A 25,048-nucleotide genomic window follows, 5' to 3' on the forward strand; every position below is an offset into this window, starting at 1 on the left:
CCGTCGATCCGAGTTGGTTCGGATTTTGCTATGACTATCCCTTTCCGCGCCGATGTGCCAAGTTGGCAGCATTAGTCCCGTTCCTCCCCATCAACCAAGCCGCGATATGCGGTGGCGAGTGTATCTGTGTCCGAAGATCTCTACGAAGTGTTAGGCCTCAAACGTGATGCCTCCAAAGACGACATCAAGAAGGCTCACCGGAAGCTGGCGCTGAAGTTCCATCCTGACAAAAACCCCGACGACAAAGTCGCTGCCGATCGTTTCAAACGCGTCCAAGAAGCTTATGACGTACTAAACGACGAAGACAAACGGGCCGCCTACGATCGCTATGGAGCCGATTTCGAGAAAATCAGAGGGACGCAGTGGAATCCGGAGGCGGGCGGCGCTGGATTCGAGGGACTCGACATCGAGCAAATTTTCGGCGGTCGCGGTCGCGGCGGCCGAGGTGGCGGAGTTGAGTTCGAGGGAGGCTTTTCGGATTTTTTTGAACAGATGATGGGCGGTGGGCAAGGCCGCGGAGGTAGACCACAGAGTCGTCAAGCACCGCCGCAGAAAGGTGCCAATCTGCGTCACGAGCTTGAGTTGCCGTTGGAGCTTTCGATCACCGGTGGTGAGACGGAGTTTTATGTCAACGGAGAAAAACTCTCGGTCACTATCCCGCCAGGAGTCGCGTCGGGCGCAAAGATGCGCCTGCGGGAACAGGGCACCCCATCACCTAACGGCGGGCCACGTGGCGATCTCATTCTGTTGATCAAGATTTCTGACCACCCTCATTTTCGCCGAATGGGTCAGAACTTAGAACTGAAATTGCCCGTCACGATCGGCGAAGCAATGTTGGGTGCGAAGATCGAAGTGCCGACCCCAGCGGGAACGGTGGCGCTCACGATCCCACCAGGGACGAGCAGCGGCAAGCGTTTGCGACTGAAAGGTCAGGGCGTCAAAAACAAAGCGGGCAAAGCTGGTGACTTAATTGTCGAAGTCCAGATTCAATTGCCAGCCGTGATTGACGAAGCGTCACAAGATTTGATTCGTAAGTTTAGCGAAGCAAATCCACAGTCTTTGCGCGACGACTTGGCGTTGTAACGCGGGCGCCCAGCTGATCTCGCTATCGAGTGTGCGTCCTGGGATTCGTTAGACTGAAAGTCATGAAGCAAACCTTTTCAAAATCGCAGCGTGTCGTCCGTGGCGACGATTTTACGCTGATCATTCGACGCGGAGTCTGCGTTGCGGACGGCGTGCTGGTGATGTTTGCTGTCGCGTCCGATCCAGACGCCGGACCACGATTGGGGATTACCATTCCCAAAAAAGTCGGCAACGCAGTCTGTCGTAATCAATGGAAACGATGGATCCGCGAATCTTATCGCACGCAACAGCAGTCCGTGCCGCCGGGAATCGATATCATCATTCGACCTAAGAAAGATGCGAAACCGACCTGGGCGAGCATCAAAAAATCGGTTCCCAAACTGGCTGCCAAGGCGGCCAAGAAATTGGCTCGCATCTGAGTCGGCTTGGCGAAACTCCCCTGCCCCATCGTTTGAACCATCGAGACAATGATGACACAGTCTAAGCGACGACCCTGGTTGCTGGCGGAAAACAATTACGCCGACCTGCGCGATGCGGATATCGAAGTGGCTGTGATTCCCTTGGGCGCGACCGAACCGCATAACCTTCATCTGCCGTATGGCACCGACGTCTACGAAGCGACGGAACTTGCGACCCGCATCGGCGAACAGTCCTACACAGCGGGCGCGAAAGTTCGCGTATTGCCGACGATTCCGTTCGGTGTCCAGACCAACATGCGAAAGCTGCCTTTGGCGATTAACGTCAATCCTGCGACATTGGATCTGTTTTTGACCGATGTCGTTCACTCATTGATCGGATCAAACGTCAAGAAGATTTTGCTTTTCAACAGTCATGGTGGAAACGATTTTAAGCCACTGCTTCGCACCCTGGCCGGTCAAGACATCCAGTTGTTTTTGTGCGATTGGTTTCGCTTAGTCAACGATGTTTACGACTCCATTTTTGATCACCCAGAAGATCACGCCGGTGAAATGGAAACCTCGTTCATGCTTGCGCATTTTCCTCACTTGGTAGCTCAAAATGCGGACGGAACACTGACGGCCGATGATGGAGATGTTCGGGCAAACCGGTTCGAGGCGATAAACAAAGGCTGGATCCAGATCACTCGGCAATGGGATCTGCTGACGACCAACTGCGGATCCGGCAATCCTCATCAGTCCACTGTCGAAAAAGGCCACCAAGTGACAAAAGTGGTCGTCGACCGAGTCGCCGACTTTATCGTGGATCTTTCAGATTCAGAGCTGGATGCCGAGTTTCCGTTTTAAAGACGCGGGAGACCCGTCAAAAAAATCAGCCACCTCGGATGAGATGGCTGATCGGTTAACAACAGTCAAGTGCTGGTATTGCACTACGCCTTGCAAGCGGGGCAAACACAGTCGCCGCAAGTGCACACTTCGCCGTTGCAGCAATCGCAGCCTACTTCGCACTGTCCGCACTCGCAGCCGGCGTCCAGCGTGGAAGTCTGCTGGCTGTCGCCGGCAAGTACTCCGCAAGCACTTTCACTGCAGGCACCGTTACTGCAGCCGCTGTCACTGCAGGCACTGTCAGCACAGGCACTTTCGCAACAGGCGCCTTCACCGCAAGCGGCAGATCCCGTCGACGTGAAAGTTGTCGCTGCGGAATCGCACACTTCGCAATCCCCGGGCTCACAGCTTTCACAGCTGCAAACTTCGCCCACGCAGCACAGGCAATTGTCCTCGCAAACTCCGCATAGACAGCCATCGGCTGCCTGATCCACTGACGAGCTTTGAATCGCCGACGCTGTCGCAAGCAGTGGCAGGCACAAGTAAGCACATAGTAATAGTCGAGACATATTGGTTTCCTCGTATCAAAAAAAATAGATGGGCCGCGGACATTGTTGTCGTCGGCAAAAGTGTCGTCGAAACGCCTAGCGGCTATTTCACCCAACGACAAATCTGCGCGCAATGATCCTGCGCTATTCGATACGAGAGCCGCTCAAACGGGATCGCGTCGATCGACGCAATCCGGAACGGCGAATCAAATGCCAAATCGACTTGGCCTAGCGTGCCCGATGAAAGACTCTTTTCGGCGGGCGCTAAAAGACGAACAGAAAGTGTTTTGCAACAGGACAAGCCGCATTGGCATGTTTGCGACTGAATGTTGTCGCCCGAGGCGGGTAATTCGCAAGTCGATTTGACGCTGCAGCAAGACGACACGGATTGGCATTCGCAATCATTCGCCGTGGCAAGAGCCAACGAAGCCAATTCGGCCCGTTTGCAGCAACAGTTCGCAGTCGCAAGGGCTGGCCAAAACAATATCGCCAGCGCAGCCAACATAGCTGGCATTGTACGACCGGCTCGATAAAGTGCTTTGCGTGGGAACATTGGTCCTATTATAGGCAATTGCAAAAGCCGTCCGCCAGTTCATTTTGACAATGACGCTTAGACCGGGGGGATTGCCTGCGAAAATCGCACAATCCGAGCAAGACACTACGACAATCTGCATGCCAAGCGTCGTGTGGCCAGCACCTTGGCCGGAAGTGAAGCTGGTTTTTCCTGCTGGCTGAAATTTGCCAAATTCAATTCCTACACCAAATGACGCTGCGCTTCTTACCAAGCGGAGCCGCACTTCTGAGCGCCACACAGATGCACTTCGATTCCCAAGTTTTGTGCCATCGCGGCCCGCGTGAACATGGCCGCATCCGCGCTAGCGACATCGGTGCCATAGGCGACTTGAATGTGGTTTGCATGATGCCGAGCCATCATTTGATCGCGACTGACGCCGTAGCAAACGCCGTGCATGATCGGCCACTGCGGCGTGGTCGCATCCCAGCGTCGTTGTGTTTCTTCGGCTGGCAAGTCGATTGCTTTGCCCCGGCCGATGTCCATTTGCAAACGGTCGTTTTTGACAAAGATTCTTGACCACACGATCTCGCCTGCTTTCGCGATGCCGCGCAAAGTCGAACCGCCCAACGGAAAATACATCGGCGGCTGACGAAAACCTTCGCTGCCTGCCCATCCGCCGACGTGATGTTCGGCGGGCGCCGAACCCGAAATCTCGAAAACCCAAACATACTCATTCGTCGTTCCCGACTGATCCCAATCTGCCCACCTTAGGTCATGCAACGTGGTCTCGATCGGTTGCCCCAAAGCGGCGTGCACACGCTGTATCAATAACGCATCCAATCCAGCGCATTCATCCACTTCGTTGAAATGCGGCAACGGTTTGTCGCGGTACAGTTCGCGTTTTCCACAACGTGAGTGAACGGGCGGGCGTTGGGAACTATTGAGTGTGCCTTCGACCAAATCTGAAGCTGGCAGCAAATCCTTCAGGCCTTGCTGATACTGGATCCCAATGGTGTCGCATCCAAAGTCGTCTGCGATTCGCACCGCGGCAATGTACATTTTGCACTGCAACAAGATTTGCGCCTCCGTCAAATCCGTTGCTTCATCGCTGCCGATGTGGAATTTGAAACCCTGCTCCAGATACCACTGGTAGACCTTCTGTGCCTCTTCGTCGCTGACCTGAGTCGTCTCGAAATACAGAGCCGATTGACTGAGCCGCTCTTTGAAAACACCGACCGAGTGGAGCAAGTGATCAGGAATGATGGCGTTGAACATCCCCATGCAGCCTTCGTCAAAAACGCCCATGATCGCTTTGTTTGCCATCAGGTCGAATGCCAGTTCTTTGCCGGTTTCGGCCAACTGTGGATCGACGCGGTCGGGCTGGATTTCCGCGACGTGATTGATCGGATGAACGATCGCGCCCGACTGCAGCCAAGTCTTCAGCGAGTCAACGAATTTGGCGTCCGAAAAATCTTCGCCCCAAAGCGTCGAATAACTCACACCTGCTTTGGTAAGCGATCCATTTAGATTCAGCATTCCCACCAATCCGGGCCACTGTCCCGACCAATTTGCCACCGTCAGGATCGGCCCGCGATGAGTCGTCAGGCCGGCGAGAATGTGGTGCGAGTATTGCCAGACGGCTTCGGCGACAATCAGCGGAGCTTCAGGATCGATCGACTTGAATACATCCAACCCTTCACGCTGGCTGGCAATGAAACCATGCTTGGTTTCGGCACTGTATTGATGCGCTCGTTGGACGGAAAAACCCAGGCCCTGGACGGTTTCGATCAACTGTTTTTCCATCGCTTCCTGGGCGGGCCAGCAAGTCTGGTTGGCCGACAGCCGAAGATCACCGCTTGCGATTAGATAAACAGGACTGTTGGCAGTCATCAGCGTTTCCTTGGGTACGCGCGGAACAAACGCAACGGCTCAGCGGCAATTGCATGTGCCCAGTTAAAAATACCAGTGTAAGACGATGGCCCAGTGTAAAACTTTCTTGGTTTGGTGTGATCCCACCGACTTTGCGAATTGCGTCTGTCGTGGTCGCTGTGCGATTGCGTCACGTTGGTTCATCGGCAAAACTGGTCTTATGGCATACACGATCGTGGGCGTAATCGGACACATTGATCACGGCAAGACTTCTTTGGTCGCGGCGTTGACGGGGGTCGATACGGACACGCATCCAGAAGAAAAACGGCGTGGAATCACCATCGACCTTGGCTTCGCGTCCTACAAACTGGGCGACAACGAATTTGCGTTGATCGATGCGCCCGGTCACCAAAAATACATTGGCAATCTGCTGGCGGGTGTTTCCAGCATTGACTTGGGCCTGTTGGTCGTCGCGTGTGACCAAGGGATTCAAGAGCAAACACTGGAGCACGCAGCAATCCTGCAAAATCTAGGTGTCAAAAAACTGATCGTGGCTGTTTCTCGCATCGATCTCTCCGACGCCGACACGCTGGCGGAACTGACCGAGGAGTTGCAAGTCTTTTTGGCTGACTACGGGTTTGACGACATTCCTGTTTTGCCAATTTCGTCCGTGACCGGTTCGGGGCTGGACGAACTGAAAAACGCGTTGGCATCTGCCGCTCGGACCGATGTTCGCAGCGAATCCGGTTTTTTTCGCATGCCGATCGATCGAGTGTTCAGTGTTCCAGGTCGCGGTTGTGTCGTTGCAGGGACGGTCTGGTCGGGCAAAATCAACGTCGGTGATTTGTTGCAAGTCGCGGGCGATGCGACGGACGTGCGAGTTCGCGAGTTAGAGGTCCACGGCGAGTCGGTGCAAACGTCCAAAATCGGCCGGCGCACGGCGATGAACATCACGGGCGTTTCTGCCAATGACCTTCGTCGCGGTAATGAATTGGTGGCCGCTGGCAGTTTTCAAGCCGCGACGCAGCACGTGGTCGCGATCAATATGTTTCGTGACACGGCGGAGTTGAAGATTCCCGCGACCGTGCAGGTTCACACCGCTACGAATGCTTGCGAGGCACGCTTGACCGGAGTTCGCAAGCTGTCCCCTGCAGAACAAGCCGTGGTGGTCATCGAAACGGACGTGCCAATCGTGACGACGCACAGTCAGCAGTTTCTGTTGCGGCGTCCCTACCCAATTGGGTCGTTCGCCAGCGGCCGATTTCTTGCTTCGCTGACACAGCCTCGGTCGCAGAAGCGTGAACTTGTTGAGCTCGGGCAATCGCTGGTCGGACCAGATCACTTGAAACGTCTGATTGCATGGTGCGACTATTGGGGCGAGATCGACATCGATCCCGTCCAAATCGAACTGAACCTTGGCATCGATCGGTCAGCGATTGATCAGTTGGTTGCGCGAGGAGTTGCGTCGGGAGATCTTTTAGCGACAGGCCAGACACACATCGTCAGCAGTCGAACGGTCAGTCGATCGATTGCGTACGCGATGAAATTGCTGAAGACACAAGCCGATTTGTCTGAAGATGCGTGGATGATCGAAGAGTCGCTCGTCAAAAAACTTGAATCCACTGGTTCGCCCTCCGTCGCTCGGTTGGTGATCAACCAACTGGTCGACGAGAAGCAAATTGTGCGGTTGAACCATCATGTTGCGATCGCGACAGACGAAACGAAATTGTCTAAGAAGCAACGGGCAAGGATGGCTCAGGTAATCGATCTGTTCAAAGACACTCGCAAGCCGCCGACTCTAAAGGAAATTGCGGTCAAGTTGGATTGTTCGGCCGATGCGATCTCGTCGCCGGTGCGATTTGCGACTCAACAGCGAATCTTGACCGATCTGGGCAAAGGCTTCCTCTTTTCAACCGACGTTTTTCACGAACTGCTGGACGACCTGCGGGCACTTTTCGACGAACAAGCCGAGCGATCCGTGACCGAAATCAAAGATCGCTGGCAGGTCACGCGGAAACACGCCATTCCTTTATTAGAATACTGTGACAAAATGTCCTTGACGGTTCGCGATGGCAATCAGCGAACCGCGGGGCCCAGCCTTTGATGATCCAACTTTTTACGATCCATGCCTCTGATCCATTGGACGGAACGCCCCGTGACGAAGACCTCTTTCCTGGCAGTTTTTTTAGCGGCAGTGTTCCTAGTCGCTGGGAATGTTGCTCCGTTTCAGACCGTTGCTCGCGCGGATGAATCAAGCGGAGACACAACCGCTGGCAAAGCGGGCAGTCGCACCTTTCAGTTGGACTATGGATTTGAAGTCGACGGGTTGCACGAGGGCGACGAAGTCAAAATGTGGCTTCCGATTCCGCAAAGCGATCGTCATCAGCAAATCGAAATTCTTTCGCGTGACTTGCCGGGCGTTGGAAGCGAATCGCGCGAGCCCAAGTATGGCAACAAGATGATTTACCGGGCATTAAAAGTTGGCGACAAGAGTTCGCTCAGTGCCAAGATTCGCTACCAAGTCCAGCGCCGCGAAGTCACCGCGGAATCGCCTACAGAGGAACAGGATTTGCTGAGCGAAATCGAAGAGCGATTGTTCCTGTCGCCCAACGCCATGGTTCCGATTGCAGACCTGCCAATCAAGTGGTTGATCGCGTCGGATAAGTTCTCGGTCGCACGTCAGATCTATGACCGTGTCGATGAACATGTGCGGTACGACAAGTCTGAACCGGGGTACGGCAATGGCGATGTGCTGTGGGTTTGCGACAGCCGATTTGGCAACTGCACCGATTTTCATAGTCTCTTTATCGCAATGGCTCGAGCTTCCAAGATCCCGGCTCGATTCGAGATTGGTTTCCCGCTGCCAACGGACAAGTCTTCTGGAAAAATCGGCGGGTATCATTGCTGGGCCAGCTTCTATGATTCAAGCCGTGGCTGGTTTCCGGTCGACATCTCCGAAGCGGACAAGCATCCAGAGCTGAAAGAGTACTTCTTTGGTAACCTCTCTCCTGACCGGATCCGTTTTACGAAAGGACGCGACATCGATCTTGTGCCCAAACAAAGTTCTCCGCCGCTGAATTACTTTGTTTATCCGCATGTCGAAATCAACGGCAAGTTAGCTGATCAAAAACAGGTTTCGCTTCAGTTTGCTTTTCAAAATGTTGCCCCCAACGCGGATTCAAATGAATAAAACGCAGCAGCTCCGCGAATTGCCCTCCGTCGACGAAGTCCTGCATTTCGACGCGATCCAGGACCTTGCGTTGTCGTGCCCACGGCAGAGTTTAGTAGGTTGGGTTCGGCAGGCCATCGATTCGCAACGACAATTGATTCTGTCGGAAGAATCAGGCACACGCCCGTCGCATGAAGCGATTGTGGAAATGATCCTCGCGCAAGCCGATTTGAACCAGCGCGAATCGCTACAGCATGTCATCAACGCCACCGGCATCATGCTGCACACCAATCTTGGTCGCGCTCCGTTGGCGGCTCGCGCGATCCAGCGAGTTCGGCAGGCGTCGGCGTTCTCGAACGTCGAACTGGACCTTGATTCGGGCAAACGGAGCAAACGTGGCTTTCGCGTGACGAAATTGTTGCAAGAGTTGACGGGGGCCGAAGCAGCTTTGGTGGTCAATAATTGTGCTGCCGCGACGATGCTTGTTTTGCAGACGATGGCGAGCGGAAAAGAGGTCGTGATTTCGCGCGGCCAACTGGTGGAGATTGGTGGTGGGTTTCGATTGCCAAATGTTTTTTCAGCGGCTGGTGTGAAGCTCTGCGAAATTGGCACGACCAATCGCACTCATGTCCACGACTACGAGGCTGCGATCGGCGAAGAAACGGCGGCCATCATGCGGGTTCATCACAGTAATTTTGCACAAATTGGTTTTGTAACCGAGCCGACGATCGCGGAGCTGATTTCGTCAAAACGGCCTGAATCGGTTCCCGTGATTGACGACGTTGGCAGCGGCTGCGTGGGGGATCTTTCCCAATACGGCATCGAAGAACCCGATGTGATTGCAAGTGTCGCCGCAGGTGCTGACGTAACGCTCTTTAGCGGCGACAAACTGTTTGGCGGACCCCAAGCGGGGATCATCGTCGGTCGTGAGCATTGGATCCGACGCATGAGCAAGAATCCTCTGATGCGAGCGATTCGCGTGGACAAGATGACTCTGGCGGCTCTGGAAGCGACGACTGAAATTCACTTGGCTGGCAATGCGACACAGGAGCTTCCGCTGATGCAAATGCTGTCCAAACCGCTCGCAGAGATTCAGTCCAGCTGCCAACAGGTTGTGCAATCGCTTCGCAAGACATCGTCCGCGACGGTTTCTGTTGTATCGTCCGAAAGTCAAGTTGGTGGCGGTTCTGTGCCCGGTGTGGGCGTTTCAAGTCACGCGATCAAAATTCAAACGGACCACGCCGATCAACTTTGTCAGTTTCTGCGATCGGGACGTCCTGCTGTGCAAGGCCGGATCACCGATGGAGCGGTGTTGCTTGATTTGCGAACGGTTGCTGACGAGGAAATCAATTTGCTGACCGGTCGAATAAATGACTCGCTCGCAGAGTTGGAATCGGGGCACGCGCAGTGAATCAGAGTAGCGACCGAGATCGGTCTTGTAGCAAACACATTGTTTTGGTCGGTGTCGGGCATACCAATGCGCACATCGTCCGAATGTGGGGAATGGATCCGATCCCCGACACGGATTTGACGTGCATCAGTGATTTTCCCATCGCGACGTATTCGGGAATGATGCCCGCCGTTTTGGCTCGGCAGGTTCCACCGGATCAGATGCAAATTGATTTGGTTCGTTTGTGCGAATCGGTCGGCGCTCGCTTGATCCTGGGTAATGTTCGGGGAGTCGACCATCACAAACGCGAAGTTCTGATGGATGACCATCCGCCGATCGCGTTTGATGCGTTGTCGATCGGGATCGGATCGGTTCCCACCACCAACCACGTTGACATCGCAAGCGATTCACTGATCAAGATCAAGCCGATGCAGACATTCATGCAGCGGCTGGCTGACCAGGTGCGGCGTGTGGAAAAGGACGCAACGCAGGACAATTTGAAAATTGCGATCGTGGGCAGTGGTGTAGCGGGCGTGGAGATTTCGCTTTGCCTACCAAATTTCTTGAAAGAACACTCGGAGCGTCGCTTTGATTTGCGGATCGTCACGCGTAGCAAACAGGTCCTGCCGAGCGTCAGCGATTCGATGCGGAAAAAGGCGTTGGCAAAGATTCAGCAACGCGGTATCGAAGTAACAACCGGGCAGACGGTTGTTGGCGTCACGCCGCAAGGAATCCAGTTAGATAACGGCTCACTCCTGCACGCGGACATTGTGATTTGGGCGACGGGCGCAAGTGCACCTGACGCGTTGGAACGATTTGCTTTGCCGACCGATGATCGCGGTTTTCTGCTAACGGACGCGACGCTGCGTAGTACATCGGGGAAACCTTGTTTCGCAGTCGGCGACACGGGAACGATTGTTTCGCAGAATTTGCCCAAAGCCGGCGTCTATGCTGTTCGCCAAGGTCCGGTCCTGTGGCAAAATCTGCGTCGACTGCTGCGTGGCCAGGATTTGACGACGTACCGTCCACAGCGATCATTTTTAAAACTGCTTAACTGTGGCGATTCCACCGCAATCGGGCAGTGGAAATTTCTGTCGTTTTCAGGTCGCTGGGTGATGGGGCTGAAGCATCGGATTGATTCCAATTTCATGGAAATGTATCGACCGATGGAGATGGGCAGCAGCGACGATCCGGATAGCGAAATGCAATGCCGTGGTTGTGGGTGCAAGCTGGGCGCCGATCCTCTGGCCAAAGCGATCGCAATGATCGGCGGAGACAAGATTCCTTTGGAAGACGCCGCGGTTGTTCATCAAGACAGTGAATCGACGCTGTTGGCTTCGACGGATTTCTTTACCACGCCGTTTGATGATGCGTATTTGTCTGGACGCGTCGCAGCACTTCATTCAGCCAGTGACATCATTGCCAGCGGTGGGGTGCCGACGCATGCCTTGGCTAATGTGGTGTTGTCCGAAGGTGACGAAACAACGCAGCAGCGAACTTTGGCCGATTTCCTGGCCGGTGCCCGACGTCAGTTTGATGAAGTGGGCGCAAACATTGTTGGCGGACACACGATTGTTGGCCCGCGAATGGAGGCTGGGTTTACGGTCATCGGTCGCACAGATGGCAACATGCTGCGGAAATCAAATTTGCAATCCGGCGACGTCCTTTGCTTGACCAAGCCGCTAGGGATTGGTGTGCTACTGGCTGCTCACATGCGGTCGCTTTGCTCGGCCTCGGAATACTTGGGCGTCATCGAATCGATGCTGGCTCCACAGCATGGTTACATTCCGTTTGCGAAGTCACACGAAACGACTGCCATGACCGATGTGACTGGCTTTGGACTGGCGGGACATCTGATCGAGATGCTTCGTGAAAGCGGCGCCGCAGCTGAATTGTCGCTCCAGCAGGTCCCGCTGCTTGATGGGACCGAGCGTTTGCTGAACGCTGGTGTCCAAAGCACACTGGCGCCCGACAACCGTCGGTTTGAGCGTTGGGTCGATGCGCACGAAGAGTTGCGAGAGCTCGCTTCGTATCGAGCACTTTTCGATCCGCAAACGTGCGGGGGGCTGTTGTTTGGGATCGATCCGAATCGGCTTGATCAAATGAATTCCGAATTGATCGCCGCTGGTCTGCCACCCGCTGTGCGCGTCGCGACGGTCATTTCATCGGACAAACCGATGTTGAAAATCGTTGCTTAAGGAATCCCGATCACGCCGCTTGGAAATCGTCGCTCAAAATACGCAGGTCGATTTACTCAGCGACACAGGGGTTGGTCAGTGTTCCAATTCCGTCAATTTTTACTTCGCAGATGTCGCCCGGTTTCAAGAACACAGGCGGCTTGCGCGCCGCGCCAACTCCGGGCGGTGTTCCGGTGAAAATCAGATCGCCTGGTTGAAGCTTACAGATCTTTGACACATGTTCGATCAGCTCGGGGATGTCAAAGATCAATTGCGCCGTCGTGCTGTCCTGCATCGTCTCGCCATTGAGAATCAGTTGAACACGCACATCACTTGGGTCGGGCATCTCATCTTTCGTCACGACCCACGGCCCGATCGGTGCGAAAGTGTCAAACGTCTTGCCCAGTAGCCACTGTCCGCCAGGTCGGCCTTTTTGCCAGTCGCGAGCGGAAACGTCATGACCGCACGTGTATCCAAAAACGTGATCCATCGCCGACGCTTTGCTGATGTGTTTGCCACCCTTGCCAATCACGACGACGAGTTCTGCCTCGTAGTCGACTTGATCAGAAACTTTGGGCAATACGATCGCGTCTTGGTCGCCGATGATCGTGCTGACAAACTTGTTGAACACAACTGGTTCGGAGGGGATTTCTGACCCCGTTTCGATCGCGTGATCACGGTAGTTCAAGCCGATGCAGATGACTTTTTCGGGCGTTGGAACTGGCGGCAAGAATTTGCCAGGCGCAGGTTGCCAATTCGCATCTTGGGGCACACTGGAGAATTGGCGGTTGGCCAAGTCAAACAGGCTGCAGTCGTTCGGAGCGCCTTCTAGCAGGCAAACGCGACCGTTGTCGTAAAGTGCTGCCTGAGGTTGATTATCGTCGTTCAAAATCCGACACAGCGCCATCGTTCTTACTCGCAGTTCAGGGATCGATTGGTAGATCCGGCAAACTTTATCGCCTTTGATCGCAGTCGGCTAGCGACCTCGCGCATCGCTCGGTGAAAGTCAGTCCGATTAGGAGCTGCGTGGGGCTAATTGCCGCAAGGAAACTGGCATCGTTTGCTTGGACATCCGATTGCCGCAGGGCGAGTCACTTTTCGAAACTGGGGCAACTCCTAGCGGAACGGCGCGAGCCGTCCGGTGCGTCTAAAAACGATTCGCCCGGCCGATTGTCGCAATGCACTTACAGACGCAATCCGCTGGAGCATGGATTAGTCCGCGTCTCCGGCGAAGGTAGGTCACTGCAATCAGAGACCTTCTTGAGCAAAGGATCGGATTAGCGAGGTTTTTGATTTAGCGTATGCGGCGCATGTACGTCACAAAAGCTTTATCCAGTTCGACCAATGTCATGTCGAATGCTTTCTCGAAATCATCGATTCGTTCTTTTGCTGACAGTTCGGCCAATGGCTTCCCTTCGCTGATTTGCTTCAAGTACTGGGTGTATTGTTTGCGTTTCGTTTTGATCAGAAAATACGTCAGCGCCCAGGCTTCTCCATAGCTGGCTTCCATCGACGCGGCGTTGCGAAAACGCACATCGTTGGCAAGCAGCGTTGCCAAGGACTCTTCAGGTCTAGTGCGTTGGTAGCGATTCCAGCGATTCAGATTGACGCGATTGACTCGGCCGATGCCTCGCCAGCCACGTGGGTTGCTCGTGTCGGGAGACTCAAAAAACATCGCCAGGCCTTCGCTCAACCACATGGGATTGTCAGCGAACCGCCGCTGCATGGTGCAGTTGTAAGCGAGTTGGTGTGTCGCTTCGTGGATGATCGTGGCAATGTTGCGTTCAAAATTTGGCATGTTGAACGTCATCATGCGATTGCTGGCCAAGTGATAGTAGCCGATCACCGATTTGGCCGTCTCACCAACGTCGGCAGTTCCATATCGCAAAAAATCATCGTGGTCATTCAGTACCAACGCCACCAGCGGAAATCGTGGTTTGGGAAGCTTCCAGCGTTGGTTCTTCCAAAACGAAAAAAAGCTGCGATAGAGCTGTTCGAAGAGTCCGCCGACTCGCCGAGCATAGTCAACATTGGTGTTGTGGACGATGACGTAATTAGTCGTTCGATAGACTTTGAAACCGGCAGGCATTTCGGCCAACATGCGGCGCTGGATTTCGTCGTCGTCGATCGGGACAAGCGTCGTGTCGTCGGACTTGCGATGCTGGATCTGTTCCGGTTGGATCGTCCAGATGCGACCGTCGTCGGCCAACAGCATCAGTCCGCCATCTTTGGCTTCGACCAATAATTCGCCCACGACGGTGCGTAGTTTTTGATCGTCGGTGTCGGCTTCGTCAGGTTCGGCCGTTTTCGTTTCGCGAAATGTCACCGTTTCCACGGCTGGCAACTGCGCCGAGGACTGCGCAAGAACCGCCAAAGTCAATACAAAAGCGTGTCGACACACCAACCGTGGCATAACCATCCATCACATTGAAAAGAACTGTCAGAAATGCCAGGGAAACCACCGCGGCAAGAGATCACTACGGCATTCTAGCACGGCGATCCAAACTTAGACGACACGAAACCACCGCCAGCAGGGTAATTCCCAGCACGTACCAAAACGCCAGAGCCGCTTCCTGGTATCGGGCGCCACTGTGAAGCTGTTCAAATAATCGGGTTCCGACGGTTGTGACTCCCGGCGGGATCACGGGCAACATGACCGGCACGTCGCCCGAAGCGACCATCGCCGCCGCCAAGAAAGCAGCCGTTAACGAACGCATCAATAACGGTCGCTCGATCCACCACAGTCGCTGCCATCGAGTCGCGTCCAGGCTTGCGGCGTTCAAAACTTCGTCGCCGATATTGTGGTAGCCCGCGCGGATGATCCAGTAGGCCACCGGCAATGCACGCATGAGCAATCCGATCACGGTAGGAACGAGCGTTTGGTGGTAAAGGGTTCGGAATCCAGGCAATTCAAACTGAAACAAACGCACCACCGCCAGTCCTACGATCGGTCCAGGAACCAACACCATCACGATGGTCAACAAATCGATCGTGGTTCGGAAGCGAAGTTTGGTTCGCCAGCACGCTGCCAGGACCCAACCGCCGCAGACCGCAACCAAGCCAGTGATGCCAGCCAACGCCAGTGTCCAGCGATATTCCGCATGAAAGGTCGTTGGCGCTGACAATACGTTTTGCACAAACCGGCTTGCTGACCAATTGACCGAGCGATCGGCTCCCGACACCACGACTTCGTGTCCCGCTTTGACAATGATGCCTAGGATCGGAATAGCGACCAGCAAAGCCGAGATCAAAACAGCCACGCAAACTGCGATCCAGACGACGGCGGAAAACGACGGTTCGCTATTAGCCGAAACTCTTTCCGACTGCGATTCAACCGACGATTGAACTGATTGCGAAGAGCTGAGCCGCGAGAACAAAGACGTCATTCCCATACCAGCGATCAGCAAGGGAAACGCGGTCGTCTGCAAAATCGCGTTGGCGGTTGGATCGACGACGTATTGCAGATAGAAACGATCTGCCAACGTTCGGTAGCCATACAGATCCACCACCGTCATTTCGGTTGCGGCCAAAGTGGCTGTCGCCAGCATCGCAGTACCGAGCCAAGGAAACGCCAGCGGCAATCGGACTCGCCACCATGATCCCAGGGGGCCCAGTTCCAATCGACTTTGCAGAATAATGGCACCCGGCACTTTTCGCGTGCCATGCCAAGTCGCCAGAGCGACCAGGCTGCCGCCAAAAAGACCGTGAATCCAGCCGCAGGCAACCAGTCCGCGAAACACGCCGCCCAGCCCGCCGTAGGGCGATCCCGTTTGGCTTGCGCCCACTTGGGTCAGCGGAAGCCAGCCAAATTTACCGGCCGTGGCTTCCCAAGCGGCCGCATGCAAAATCATGGGACAGGCTGCACAAATCACCATCGAAAGAAAAAAGACGCCGCCGACGAAGCGTCCCAGGCGGCTTCCTGATTCGCTCGCCGTCGTGGCAGCCCAGGCCCCCACAACCCCGACCACCGTTGCAATCGCCACGGCGACGACCATCAACTGGATAGTCAATAAGAGCGACACGAAACAAACAAACTCGACAATTAGGCTATAAGTGCATTACTGCGATCATACATCATCCACCATCCACCGCCGCTCAACCAGCACCTTGCAGCCAACACGGGATCGACCTAATCCCTGGCTAGGAATTGTTCCGTCCCTATGAAGATTACCGCAATCCCACAACTGTATCGCAATCTGAAGCGATGGCGGGAAATCTTAAAAGTGCTGCGCCGATACGGGCTGGCAGATTGGCTCAGCCAGCATCGCCGCTTGCCGTTTCGCAACGCGTTTAAAGACCGTGGCGGAGTGCCGTTGGCAAAGTATTCGCGCGAACAACGCGTCCGGATGGCTCTGACCGAACTCGGGCCCACCTTCATTAAACTCGGTCAGATTCTGGCCGGTCGCCCGGATTTGGTCGGTGCTGAACTGGGCGACGAACTGAAAAAACTTCGCGGCGACGTTCACGCGGATTCCATCGAAACCGTACGGCAAACACTGCGAGACGAACTGGGCGAAAGCTACCAGCAGCACTTTCAATCGATCGATCCCAATCCGCTGGCAACCGCGTCGATCGGGCAAGTTCATCGGGCAACGTTGAACGATGGTCGCAAAGTGGTTTTGAAAGTCCAACGGCATGGTATCGAACACACGATCCGGCAAGACATCGAAGTGCTGGGAGGTCTCGCTCAACTGGCTGAACGCGTCGATACTTTCGCGGCCTGGGCGCCGGCCGAAATTGTCGGTCAGCTTGCCCCGATGATCACACGCGAGCTGGACTTTGGGCGTGAACGTCAAAACTTGGATCATTTTGCAGACATGCTTTCGGAAAGCAAACACGCTGTCACTGTACCGCGACCTATCAAGCATCTGTGCGCACGACGTGTGTTGGTGATGGACGAATTGGATGGTCAACCGCTGGCGCAATATGTGAACCTGTCCAGCGCCAATGCAAAGATCGCGGCGAGCACCGGTTCGCAGACGGGGCGCGAAACGGGCATCTCGCCGGATACCGCTTCGGCAACGACGGATTCGTCCAAGTCAGACTGGGCGCAAACGGAACGGGCGAAAACCAAAAAGCAACTCAGCGAAACGATCGCCAATGTGTATCTGACCATGCTGTTTGATCATGGGCTTTTTCACGCCGATCCCCACAGTGGCAATCTCTATGTGCTCAAGGACGGCAGCCTTGGCATTCTTGATTTTGGGATGACCGGTCGGATCGGCGAAACGCTGCGCGAAACGATCGAAGAAATGCTGGTCGCAATCTCCGGAGGCGATCAGAACCGTCTGACGCGATTGATCCGCCGCATCGGAAACCCACCGCCCACGTTGGACGATTCAGCGCTGTCGATCGACGTCGCCGAGTTTGTCGGTACCTTTGGGCGTCAGAACTTGGGCGAATTTGATCTCACCGGTGCACTCAATGAACTCAGCGAAATTCTGCACGCGCACGCCATCAAACTACCCAATCAGTCGGCGCTGCTGTTGAAGATGCTGATCTCGCTGGAAGGAACGCTACGCGAGTTGGATGCGAGTTTTGATTCGCTGGATGTCGTCAAAACATTTATGCGAAAAACGATGGTTCGTCGTATGAGTCCGCAGCGAAGGCTACGGCAAGCGAGACGAATCTATCTGGAAGCCGAGAACTTTATGGAGACGGCTCCCGATGAATTGCTCTCGCTGGTCCAGCAAGCACGGCGAGGCGAAGTGCGTGTGAACTTAGAACATCAACGTCTGGGACCCAGCGTCAACCGCTTGGTGCTTGGCCTGATGGCCAGCGCCGTTTTCCTAGGGTCGTCGGTCATGCTGGCCATGAAAGTCCCGCCCCTGTTTTTCGCTGACACCATGGTGCTGGGCATGCAGGATTTGAGCGTCATGGGCATCGCCGGAATCACCGGCAGCGTCACCGTGATGATGTGGCTGTTGATCGCTATTAACCGTAGCGGTCACCTGACGCGAGACAACGACAACTAAGGACGCTTGTAGCCCGCCTGGCCGCGGTCTGATTCCGCGGCGAAATCAATTGCTCGTATCAGCCACTCGCTCCGCCGTTGACGCTAAGCCGCCATCGGTAGCTCTTCTGCGTCACTGTCTTTTTCTTCCCCGTCCATCGTCGCACCGAGTCCCTTGAGCACTTCGGTCAGCTTGGCATCGAGTTCGTCAAGCTGTGCCAGCACGTCGTTTTGGCGTTGCTCCAGTTCATCGAGCAATTGGCCGGGGGCAATTTCGCTGGGAGCGCTCGATGACAGCGAAGAAGACGGGGAGAGCGACGACATGGAATATCCGAAGAATTGAAACCAAGCAGGATCAATCCCAGCATCGGAACAATCCGGCCACATCCGCCGCTCCGTCGTCAATCAATCCCGTCGTCTCGATCAGGTCGACCTTGCAGGTTGGGCGGCGTCTGCTGGCAGCGTCAGCCATAGCGGGGGATTTGCGGTGTGAATCGCGATTCCGCTCGGGGCGGCTTTTGGGAGCGGCAAAATAACTCGCCGAACCGCGTGGGTCGCCCATTGCCACCTGACCAGATCAATCGTTAGAATTTGCCACGTTGCAGACGAAAGTCCGCGAAAAGCATCCAATCAACATTCAGCAATCACGATTGCTCAGACGATGATGGGTGAACCAAAGCAATCGGTGGTCGAACTTCACGACCACCCAGCGTGTCACAGCCAAGCGTCAGCTATTGTGTCACCGCGAAAGGGCGTTTAGCTCAGTTGGCTAGAGCGCTTCGTTTACACCGAAGATGTCGGGGGTTCGAGTCCCTCAACGCCCATTCTTAAGTCCTTTATCCACATGGGCTTATGGCGATTCAAAATCGCCGAACCTGCCACCCTCAGGCTTTGCCACCGGAAACCATCTGGGAACGCGGTGGCAATTGCATAAGACCTTCTCTTTCGGTCTGGCAGGTAACGCCATCCACGAACCCGCCGAAGCTCGAACCGAGCAGCAGGTCCAGGAGGAGATCCGCCAATCCCTCCAAGCCGAGGGTGCGTGTAAGTGGGAGCAAGGCCGGTTGTTCCAGGAGTTGCATGCGGAGCATGGCCGGACTGATCAGGAAATTGCAGACGAGTTTGGTTTGGCGAAGGCAACTGCAGTGTCCCGTCGCATGACCTATGTTGATTTTGGTCACCTGGGTGACCGATTTTCCTCTCTGTCTTGGAAGCACTTCCGCGAAGCCCGGTCCTGGATCATCCGAGTCGGAGACGTAGAAGTCACGGACAAGTCCATCGCTGAAAGCTGGTTGGAATACGCAGCCAGTGAGAAGCTGTCAGTGGCGAAGAAAGGAAGCATCGCCGGTGTCTCCCACCGGCACCTGTCGCGAACGGGTTGCTTCCAGGTGAAGTATACCTTCCGGAGGGTGTCCGATTATGCGGGTTGAGACAGGGCATGAAAAAACGCCGCCGAACCTTGGTAGAGATTCGGCGGCGTCAGCATGCGCAGCGACGGACAATCACCACGATGTAAGGGTACTTCACGTTGTGGTTGGGGAATTGAAACGGCATGTAGTACACTTAAATGGGCTGGAGATGCAAAGCATGTACTTCAGGCGCAGACGGACACAATTGATCATCACGCTCTGACACGGTCTCCATTCTGCTGGAGGCTCCCGAAGCTATCGTACGCTCTGGATAAAGCCCACGAGTAAATATCGGGTTCGCAATTGCTCCCCTGCTAGAAGGAATGGGAGATCGCCGATCACACGGCTAGAGTGACCGCTGGATGCCAGCGGAATCAGTGAACAGCTCCAGGTTGAAGCGTTGTATCAACTGTTGGTAAATGCCATCGACGTTGAGGAGTGTTCGCTTATCCGGTGTACTGGCACTGGCTGTGTCTCCTCTTTTACGATCGGACCGTATTGCTCATCGAGGTACTGAAGGAGACGAAGCTCAGCCACACATCCTTGATCGTGAAGTTAGACTGCGCTTCGGAGATGTGAGTGCGCAAACGCATTTCGATGTCGTTGGTACGACCGACGTAGCGAACGGCTTCCGGCTGCAACGGGTCGATGAGCCCGTATATGTACTGTTTGTAGGTTTGCACAGACTCACCTTTGACATTGCGATGTACCTCCAGATCGATCTGACCGGCGAACATTGTACCGGCACTTGCGGCCATCGCCAGCAACCACCAGCCCCTGCTACACTACCGCCTTTCCGACTACCCAAGGAAGCAAGTAATGGCCAAGAAGAAAGCAGCAAAGAAGTCACTTACACTTAACGAGATGTACAACAACGTCGCACGGAAAGCGGACACGGACGGCGTCAGCATCAATGCTGCTGAGACCAAGCGTGTGCTTGCCACGTTCTTCGATCTCTTGGAAGACCTGTCTGCTGCCGATGCTGCTGACATCGTCGCCAAGGGGCTCAAGCAGGCCAAGGGTCGAAGTCGTTAGGTGTCGATCCCGTACTGACCAGCCGATGATTTTAGCGAATCCATGAACCATCACTGCCGAGCCGCGTAACAGCAGAAACCAATTACACGGAATGGAAAACATGACCAATCTGCTGTATTGCCTGCTCTTCTTAACATTCGCCTCGATGTTCGTCGGTTGCTCCGGCAGCAACGTCGAAACAGTCGCCGAAGCACCGTCGCTTACGACAGTCAGAGGGTCGGAGTTGCAGAGCTTCGTTGCAGAAAGCGAACTACCCGTCCTCGTTGAGTTCGGAGTCGACTACCAGTGCGAGCGATGCCGTCAAATGAAACAGCCAGTGGTCGATCTGGGCGGACAGTTCGAGGGACGAGCGAAGGTTGTACGAGTTGACTTTAATACAAACGCCAAGCTCGTCTCACAGTACGGTGGGACGATCTGCCCGACGTACGTGTTCTTCCAAGGTGGCGAGCCTGTTAGGACTGAGAGCTTTCCAATCTCGGCGGACTTGCTGGCGTCTCACCTAGAGTCGATGACGGAGTAATTGAAGTGAGTCATTCCCTGCTTCCCAGCGAGCCATTGCAGCGATTGATTCATTCGCTGGACTCGGCTTCCACTTCAGGGAAGAAGTGCTCCTCCGCCGACCGTAGAGCTTCCGCCAGCCGATCCATCGACGGGACAACGTAGTTCTTACCGGCAACCGATCTGGGAGCATGGCAGAGGAACAACTGAGACAACGGTTCGTCGTAGTTGTTCTCGATGAACGTAGCTGTTGACTTCCGTAGCGCCTTCAGCGGTTTGGCCCGCCCCGTCTTCTTGCAAACACGGAAGTAGGCGCTCTTGATCGCGTCGGTCTTCTTGAGCTTCCCGTCTGGCTTCGTCGCTTCCGTGTACAACGACCCGCCAGACACATTCTTGATAGCTGGTTCGCCTTCAGTGACGTACTTCTCCAGCAGCTCCGCTGTGCAATCCCAGAGAGCATAGGTGACGGACGGGACGTTGTCGTGCTTCTTTGTCTTCCCACGCTTCCGAGTGATCGTCCGAGCTTCCAGGTCGATTTCTGAGTGCTTCAAGTTCGCCACGTCTTTCTGTTGCATCCCGGTGTTGAGCATCAATAGCCAGAACAACTTCGATCGCTCGGACGATTCGTCCACCAACATCCGAATCTCGTAACCCTCGAACAGCACCAGCTGTTGCAAGCCAATCGCGATCGAGAACGAATCAATGTTCCGTGGTAAGTCAGAGAGAATCTCTTGCTCCCAAGCAAATCGAATCATCTGCTTGGCAGTTGCCCAACAGTCGCGCTTGTACGAGTCAGATATCCCCAGTTCGAGAAGGTGGTTGTAGTACTGGAGAAGAATCGGAGACTTAATCGATGTCACCGGCTCAAGCTCCCCAGCGAACTGCACGAACCTTTCAGTCTGCCGATGCAATGCGTCGAGACGGCTGGCGGTAATGTCTTCGTTCTTCATGAAGTCCAAGTCCTCTCCAAAATTTTCAACAATTCGGCACGACACCCATTTCAGCCCCGAAATCTCTACAGTCACAAATCGGTGCAAAGTGCGACATCAAAAAGGTCGGTAATTCCGAGCCACCGATAGGCGAAAAACCGGCGGCGTCCATGCACGCCGTGCGCTACGCTCTTCGGGTGCGCGGTCGGTGCGCGCGCGAGATTGGAAAGTCCAATCAGTTCCGACTGGGCGTGGTCATGCGTTTGATTCTTGAATGGACAGCGTTGGCATGGAATCGAAAGCGCACGAAAAAACCTACGCGGCCGATGGCCGCGTAGGTTGTGCGTTTTAGATATTTGTCGTCTTGGCCAAGGCCTATTCTTCGGGCACTTGGTACTCGAAACCGGTTCGCTTGTCGGCTGATTCAAAGAATCCTTGGTAGACCGTGCCGGCATCTTCGTTTCCGAGCGTCGATGCCATCATGCGATCGCGTGGTTGCTTGAAGCGTTCACGTAGATCTTCCAAGGTTGGCTGGAGCTCGATCGGTTGGACGATGTATATGACTCGTTCGGGCAAGTTGGCAGCGACGCCGACTTTGCCTTGCTCGGTCGTGAACACCTTCTCCATGAACTCTTCGCCCACCGAATCCAGTTTCGGAACGTTGCCTAAAAATGCACCACCGAAACCGAACGACTGCATCCAGCTGAATGGTCCCAGGTCGGTGTTGTACATGAACGCTTTGTCTTCGGGGACGAGGTCTTCTAGTTTCTCGCCCTTCTCGATTTTGTCCACCAATTCATCGGCAGCAGCGCGAGCCAAGTCACGAGCTTCGTCCATTCGGATCGACGCGATGACTTCGTCTTTGACTTCATCCAGTTCTGGAATGTAAGCGTCTTTTTCGTCGATTTTCCAAGTGATGTAAGATCGCTCGGCTTGCGTGTCCACAGTGCCCAGTGGCGAATACAGTTGCTGTTTGGGCATCTGTTGTCCCATGTAAGGCAGGCCGTACATCATTGCGGTGAATGGTGGTCCACGGTCGCGAAGTGACGTGCCCATTTCGACCGAGCTGGCGATCGGTTCGTCGGAAATACTGGACACATCGTGCGGACCAATTTTTCCGTAGACCAGACCGGTGTCGGCAGCCATCTTTTCCAAATCGGGTTTGGTAGGTGCTTCTCCGTCTTGTCCGATCGACTGGTTGGATTCGAAGATGGCGCGTTTGTTGAAATACAATCGCATTTCGGATCGTACCTTTGTCATCGCTTCGTCAAGTTTTTTGCCGGCGGTGAATCGAACCATTGATCGAGCCACTTCATCGCGGACTTCCTCGAACGGTTTGACTTTGGGAGCTTCCTCCTTCGCGTCGGCCTCGGCGTCTTTGGCATCGGCGTCGTCTGCTTTTTCGGCATCCGCTTTGGCGTCGCCGGAGTCTTTCGCGTCGTCGGATGCTTTGGCAGTCTCAGTCGCCTGGCTGTCTTCTTTCATCTCCGCAGCTTTGTCGTCCGCTTCGGCTTCAGCTTTTTCAGTGGCCTTGGCAGCTTCATCACTAGCTTTTTCGGCTTCCTTTTTGTCGTCTTGGAAAGCGACGAGTCGGACACCATTGTCAGTGCGAGTGTTGGAGGACTGATCGGCGTCTGCTTCTGCCGCGGCGTCTTCGCGGACCGTTTCAATTTCCTTTTGGAAATCGTCGACCTGCTTTTTCAGTTTTGCTTTTGTGTCCGCTGCCGCTTTCTTGGCGTCGGCCGTATCGGCTTTTGCGGGTGCGTCAGCTTCTGGCGATTCTTTGGCAGGTGATTCCTTTGCAGGTGAATCTTCTGCAGGCATCGCTTTCGCTGCCGCGGTGTCTGGCTCGGTCGCTTTGGCTGCGTCTGCTTTGGTTTCGCTAGCTTCGTCCATTTTTTCAGTGGACTTTTCAGCGGGCGATTCTTCGGTCGCGGCTGCTTCTTTTTCGGCAGCGGCTTTCGCTTCGATCGCAGCCTTCATTTCTTCGGCTTGCTTGAGGACTTCTTCGCGATCAAATTTGGGCATCTCAAACGCGCCGCCTTTGAGCTGCTTTTCGTACTCGGCGCGAATCTCATCGTCCGACAGTTTTTCGACTTCGCGGTCGATGAACGATTTCATGTCGGCGGCGACGAACTCGAAGGTCGCGGTATCACGTTTGCGAAACGCTGGTTCAGGTGACTGGCGATTCGGGAAACGTTCTTTGCCCTCTTCGTAAACCGCTTGGATGACGGATGCCGAAGGGTTTGCGTTGGTTTTTTCGTAGAAGTCCTGAACTGGCAAACCGTAGGCAGCGACAGTGGCTTGTCGGTTGAGTTTCAAAAAGTTGGACCACTGCTGAGTCGGTGTGGTCAGAGCTTGTTGCTGTTTGGTGACCAATCCTGCGGTGCCGCTTTGTTGGTAAACCGATGCGAGCAGTTGGCTGCGAAGTTGTTCGTACAGGTGGAACTGGCCCATGCTATTGCGCGACGTTTTGGCCAGCAGGCCAATAATTTCGGTGTCCGACATGGTGCCGTCGGTGAACTTGGAGAGCCAAGATTTGATGGCCGTATCGTCCAGTTCGAAGCCTGCTTTGTTGGCTTCGGAGGCCAGTTGCATGGTCCGGACGCTACCGAATTCGCTGGGGTTGTCGTTGATACCGACTTGTTGAACCCGTTTGGTTTGCGGGTCGATTGCAAAACCAGGTGTTCGAGGCGCTCCGCCGCGTTGGATGGTTTCTTCGGCCAACTCGCGTAGGAATCGGACGGTGGTTTGGTGGTTACGTGTGAAGTTGTCGACACGGCTGCGATTGATCGCGACGCCATCGATTTCGGCAAGTTTGGCGTCAGCGCCACCACTTGCCCCTGATCGCAGGTACTGCTCCATGGCGGGCAGTACGACGAAGGCGAACATCGACAATCCAACCAGCACAACCATTGCTGGCTTGAGATTGCGGCGAAATATCTCAAAGGGACTCATAACGGCGTACTTTCGGCGTAATGCGCGGGAAAGGTGATGATCTGATCACGGTTGGCAAGCTCAGGCCGGACCGCTTCGGATCGATAAACTTGGGATGTCGCCTTGACAGCGAGGCTGCCGCGACCAACTCTTTTGGCCAACCAGATCCCACTGGATGTTGCATCCAGAGGATCGGGACCTCATTTGCTGGTTGCAGATCAGAACAATTGAAGTCACTTATCAGAGCCAATCTGTGAGTGTGGCACCAATAGGGGATCTTCGCAAACCGGTAGACG

General features: G+C 54.7%; 19 protein-coding genes and 1 tRNA gene. 12 read left to right on the plus strand and 8 right to left on the minus strand.

Features of this window, described 5'->3' with window-relative positions:
* Nucleotides 1-126: 126 nt before the first annotated feature.
* From K239x_RS09495 to K239x_RS09505, 3 genes are all read left to right on the plus strand, one after another.
* Entirely contained in the window at nucleotides 127-1,083 is a 957-nt protein-coding gene (locus tag K239x_RS09495) for a DnaJ C-terminal domain-containing protein (RefSeq protein ID WP_145417586.1), read from the plus strand.
* 62 nt (nucleotides 1,084-1,145) lie between these two features.
* Entirely contained in the window at nucleotides 1,146-1,502 is a 357-nt protein-coding gene (rnpA, locus tag K239x_RS09500; RefSeq protein ID WP_145417587.1) for a ribonuclease P protein component, read from the plus strand.
* Nucleotides 1,503-1,550: 48 nt separating this feature from the next.
* Nucleotides 1,551-2,345, plus strand: a complete 795-nt coding sequence (locus tag K239x_RS09505; protein WP_145417588.1) for a creatininase family protein — start codon at nucleotides 1,551-1,553, stop codon at nucleotides 2,343-2,345.
* A gap of 1,305 nt (nucleotides 2,346-3,650) precedes the next feature.
* Here K239x_RS09505 and K239x_RS09510 read toward each other — a convergent pair.
* Nucleotides 3,651-5,276: an L-fucose/L-arabinose isomerase family protein gene (locus K239x_RS09510; protein ID WP_145417589.1), complete on the minus strand. Its 1,626-nt coding sequence runs from the start codon at nucleotides 5,274-5,276 to the stop codon at nucleotides 3,651-3,653.
* Between the two features lie 199 nt (nucleotides 5,277-5,475).
* Here K239x_RS09510 and selB point away from each other — a divergent pair, with 199 nt between their 5' ends.
* From selB to selD, 4 genes are read left to right on the plus strand one after another with little or no spacing between them, the layout of a single operon-like run.
* The gene (selB, locus tag K239x_RS09515; protein WP_419189873.1) at nucleotides 5,476-7,359 is read left to right on the plus strand and encodes a selenocysteine-specific translation elongation factor; all 1,884 of its coding nucleotides are present in this window, start codon (nucleotides 5,476-5,478) and stop codon (nucleotides 7,357-7,359) included.
* A gap of 51 nt (nucleotides 7,360-7,410) precedes the next feature.
* Nucleotides 7,411-8,445: a transglutaminase-like domain-containing protein gene (locus tag K239x_RS09520; protein WP_419189874.1), complete on the plus strand. Its 1,035-nt coding sequence runs from the start codon at nucleotides 7,411-7,413 to the stop codon at nucleotides 8,443-8,445.
* On the plus strand, nucleotides 8,438-9,835 hold the full coding sequence (gene selA / locus K239x_RS09525; RefSeq protein WP_419189875.1) for an L-seryl-tRNA(Sec) selenium transferase: 1,398 nt from the start codon (nucleotides 8,438-8,440) through the stop codon (nucleotides 9,833-9,835). Before K239x_RS09520 ends, selA begins: the two co-directional genes overlap by 8 nt.
* On the plus strand, nucleotides 9,832-12,012 hold the full coding sequence (gene selD, locus K239x_RS09530; protein ID WP_145417593.1) for a selenide, water dikinase SelD: 2,181 nt from the start codon (nucleotides 9,832-9,834) through the stop codon (nucleotides 12,010-12,012). Before selA ends, selD begins: the two co-directional genes overlap by 4 nt.
* 52 nt (nucleotides 12,013-12,064) lie before the next feature.
* Here selD and K239x_RS09535 read toward each other — a convergent pair whose 3' ends face one another.
* The 3 genes from K239x_RS09535 to K239x_RS09545 form a co-directional block, all read right to left on the minus strand.
* The gene (locus tag K239x_RS09535; protein WP_145417594.1) at nucleotides 12,065-12,898 is read right to left on the minus strand and encodes a fumarylacetoacetate hydrolase family protein; all 834 of its coding nucleotides are present in this window, start codon (nucleotides 12,896-12,898) and stop codon (nucleotides 12,065-12,067) included.
* A 387-nt stretch (nucleotides 12,899-13,285) separates the two neighbouring features.
* Nucleotides 13,286-14,317 carry a DUF1570 domain-containing protein gene (locus tag K239x_RS09540; protein WP_419189876.1) on the minus strand — a complete coding sequence of 344 codons (1,032 nt, stop codon included), beginning with the start codon at nucleotides 14,315-14,317 and terminating at the stop codon, nucleotides 13,286-13,288.
* Nucleotides 14,318-14,468: 151 nt separating this feature from the next.
* Nucleotides 14,469-16,013, minus strand: coding sequence for an ABC transporter permease family protein (locus K239x_RS09545; RefSeq protein ID WP_145417596.1), 1,545 nt, complete (start codon nucleotides 16,011-16,013; stop codon nucleotides 14,469-14,471).
* A 138-nt stretch (nucleotides 16,014-16,151) separates the two neighbouring features.
* Here K239x_RS09545 and K239x_RS09550 point away from each other — a divergent pair, with 138 nt between their 5' ends.
* Entirely contained in the window at nucleotides 16,152-17,966 is a 1,815-nt protein-coding gene (locus K239x_RS09550; RefSeq protein WP_145417597.1) for an ABC1 kinase family protein, read from the plus strand.
* A gap of 83 nt (nucleotides 17,967-18,049) precedes the next feature.
* On the opposite strand, the gene K239x_RS09555 is transcribed toward K239x_RS09550, so the two are convergent.
* Entirely contained in the window at nucleotides 18,050-18,268 is a 219-nt protein-coding gene (locus K239x_RS09555; RefSeq protein ID WP_145417598.1) for a hypothetical protein, read from the minus strand.
* A 426-nt stretch (nucleotides 18,269-18,694) separates the two neighbouring features.
* Here K239x_RS09555 and K239x_RS09560 point away from each other — a divergent pair.
* Both K239x_RS09560 and K239x_RS09565 read left to right on the plus strand, forming a co-directional pair.
* A tRNA-Val gene (locus K239x_RS09560) sits at nucleotides 18,695-18,768 on the plus strand.
* A 102-nt stretch (nucleotides 18,769-18,870) separates the two neighbouring features.
* A complete protein-coding gene (locus tag K239x_RS09565; RefSeq protein ID WP_145417599.1) occupies nucleotides 18,871-19,374 on the plus strand; it encodes a hypothetical protein in 504 nt (167 codons plus the stop codon).
* A 461-nt stretch (nucleotides 19,375-19,835) separates the two neighbouring features.
* Here the strand turns inward: K239x_RS09565 and K239x_RS09570 are convergent, their stop codons facing one another.
* The gene (locus K239x_RS09570; RefSeq protein WP_145417600.1) at nucleotides 19,836-20,111 is read right to left on the minus strand and encodes a GIY-YIG nuclease family protein; all 276 of its coding nucleotides are present in this window, start codon (nucleotides 20,109-20,111) and stop codon (nucleotides 19,836-19,838) included.
* Nucleotides 20,112-20,172: 61 nt separating this feature from the next.
* Between K239x_RS09570 and K239x_RS09575 the strand changes: the two genes are divergently transcribed.
* Together K239x_RS09575 and K239x_RS09580 are read left to right on the plus strand one after the other, a co-directional pair.
* On the plus strand, nucleotides 20,173-20,388 hold the full coding sequence (locus K239x_RS09575) for a hypothetical protein (protein WP_145417601.1): 216 nt from the start codon (nucleotides 20,173-20,175) through the stop codon (nucleotides 20,386-20,388).
* Between the two features lie 100 nt (nucleotides 20,389-20,488).
* Nucleotides 20,489-20,908, plus strand: coding sequence for a thioredoxin family protein (locus K239x_RS09580; RefSeq protein ID WP_419189877.1), 420 nt, complete (start codon nucleotides 20,489-20,491; stop codon nucleotides 20,906-20,908).
* A gap of 49 nt (nucleotides 20,909-20,957) precedes the next feature.
* Here K239x_RS09580 and K239x_RS09585 read toward each other — a convergent pair whose 3' ends face one another.
* Nucleotides 20,958-21,836: a tyrosine-type recombinase/integrase gene (locus K239x_RS09585; RefSeq protein WP_145417603.1), complete on the minus strand. Its 879-nt coding sequence runs from the start codon at nucleotides 21,834-21,836 to the stop codon at nucleotides 20,958-20,960.
* A gap of 354 nt (nucleotides 21,837-22,190) precedes the next feature.
* A complete protein-coding gene (locus K239x_RS09590; RefSeq protein ID WP_145417604.1) occupies nucleotides 22,191-24,773 on the minus strand; it encodes a hypothetical protein in 2,583 nt (860 codons plus the stop codon).
* Between the last annotated feature and the right edge of the window lie 275 nt (nucleotides 24,774-25,048).

Source organism: Stieleria marina, from assembly GCA_007741555.1.
Taxonomy (GTDB): Bacteria; Planctomycetota; Planctomycetia; order Pirellulales; family Pirellulaceae; genus K23-9.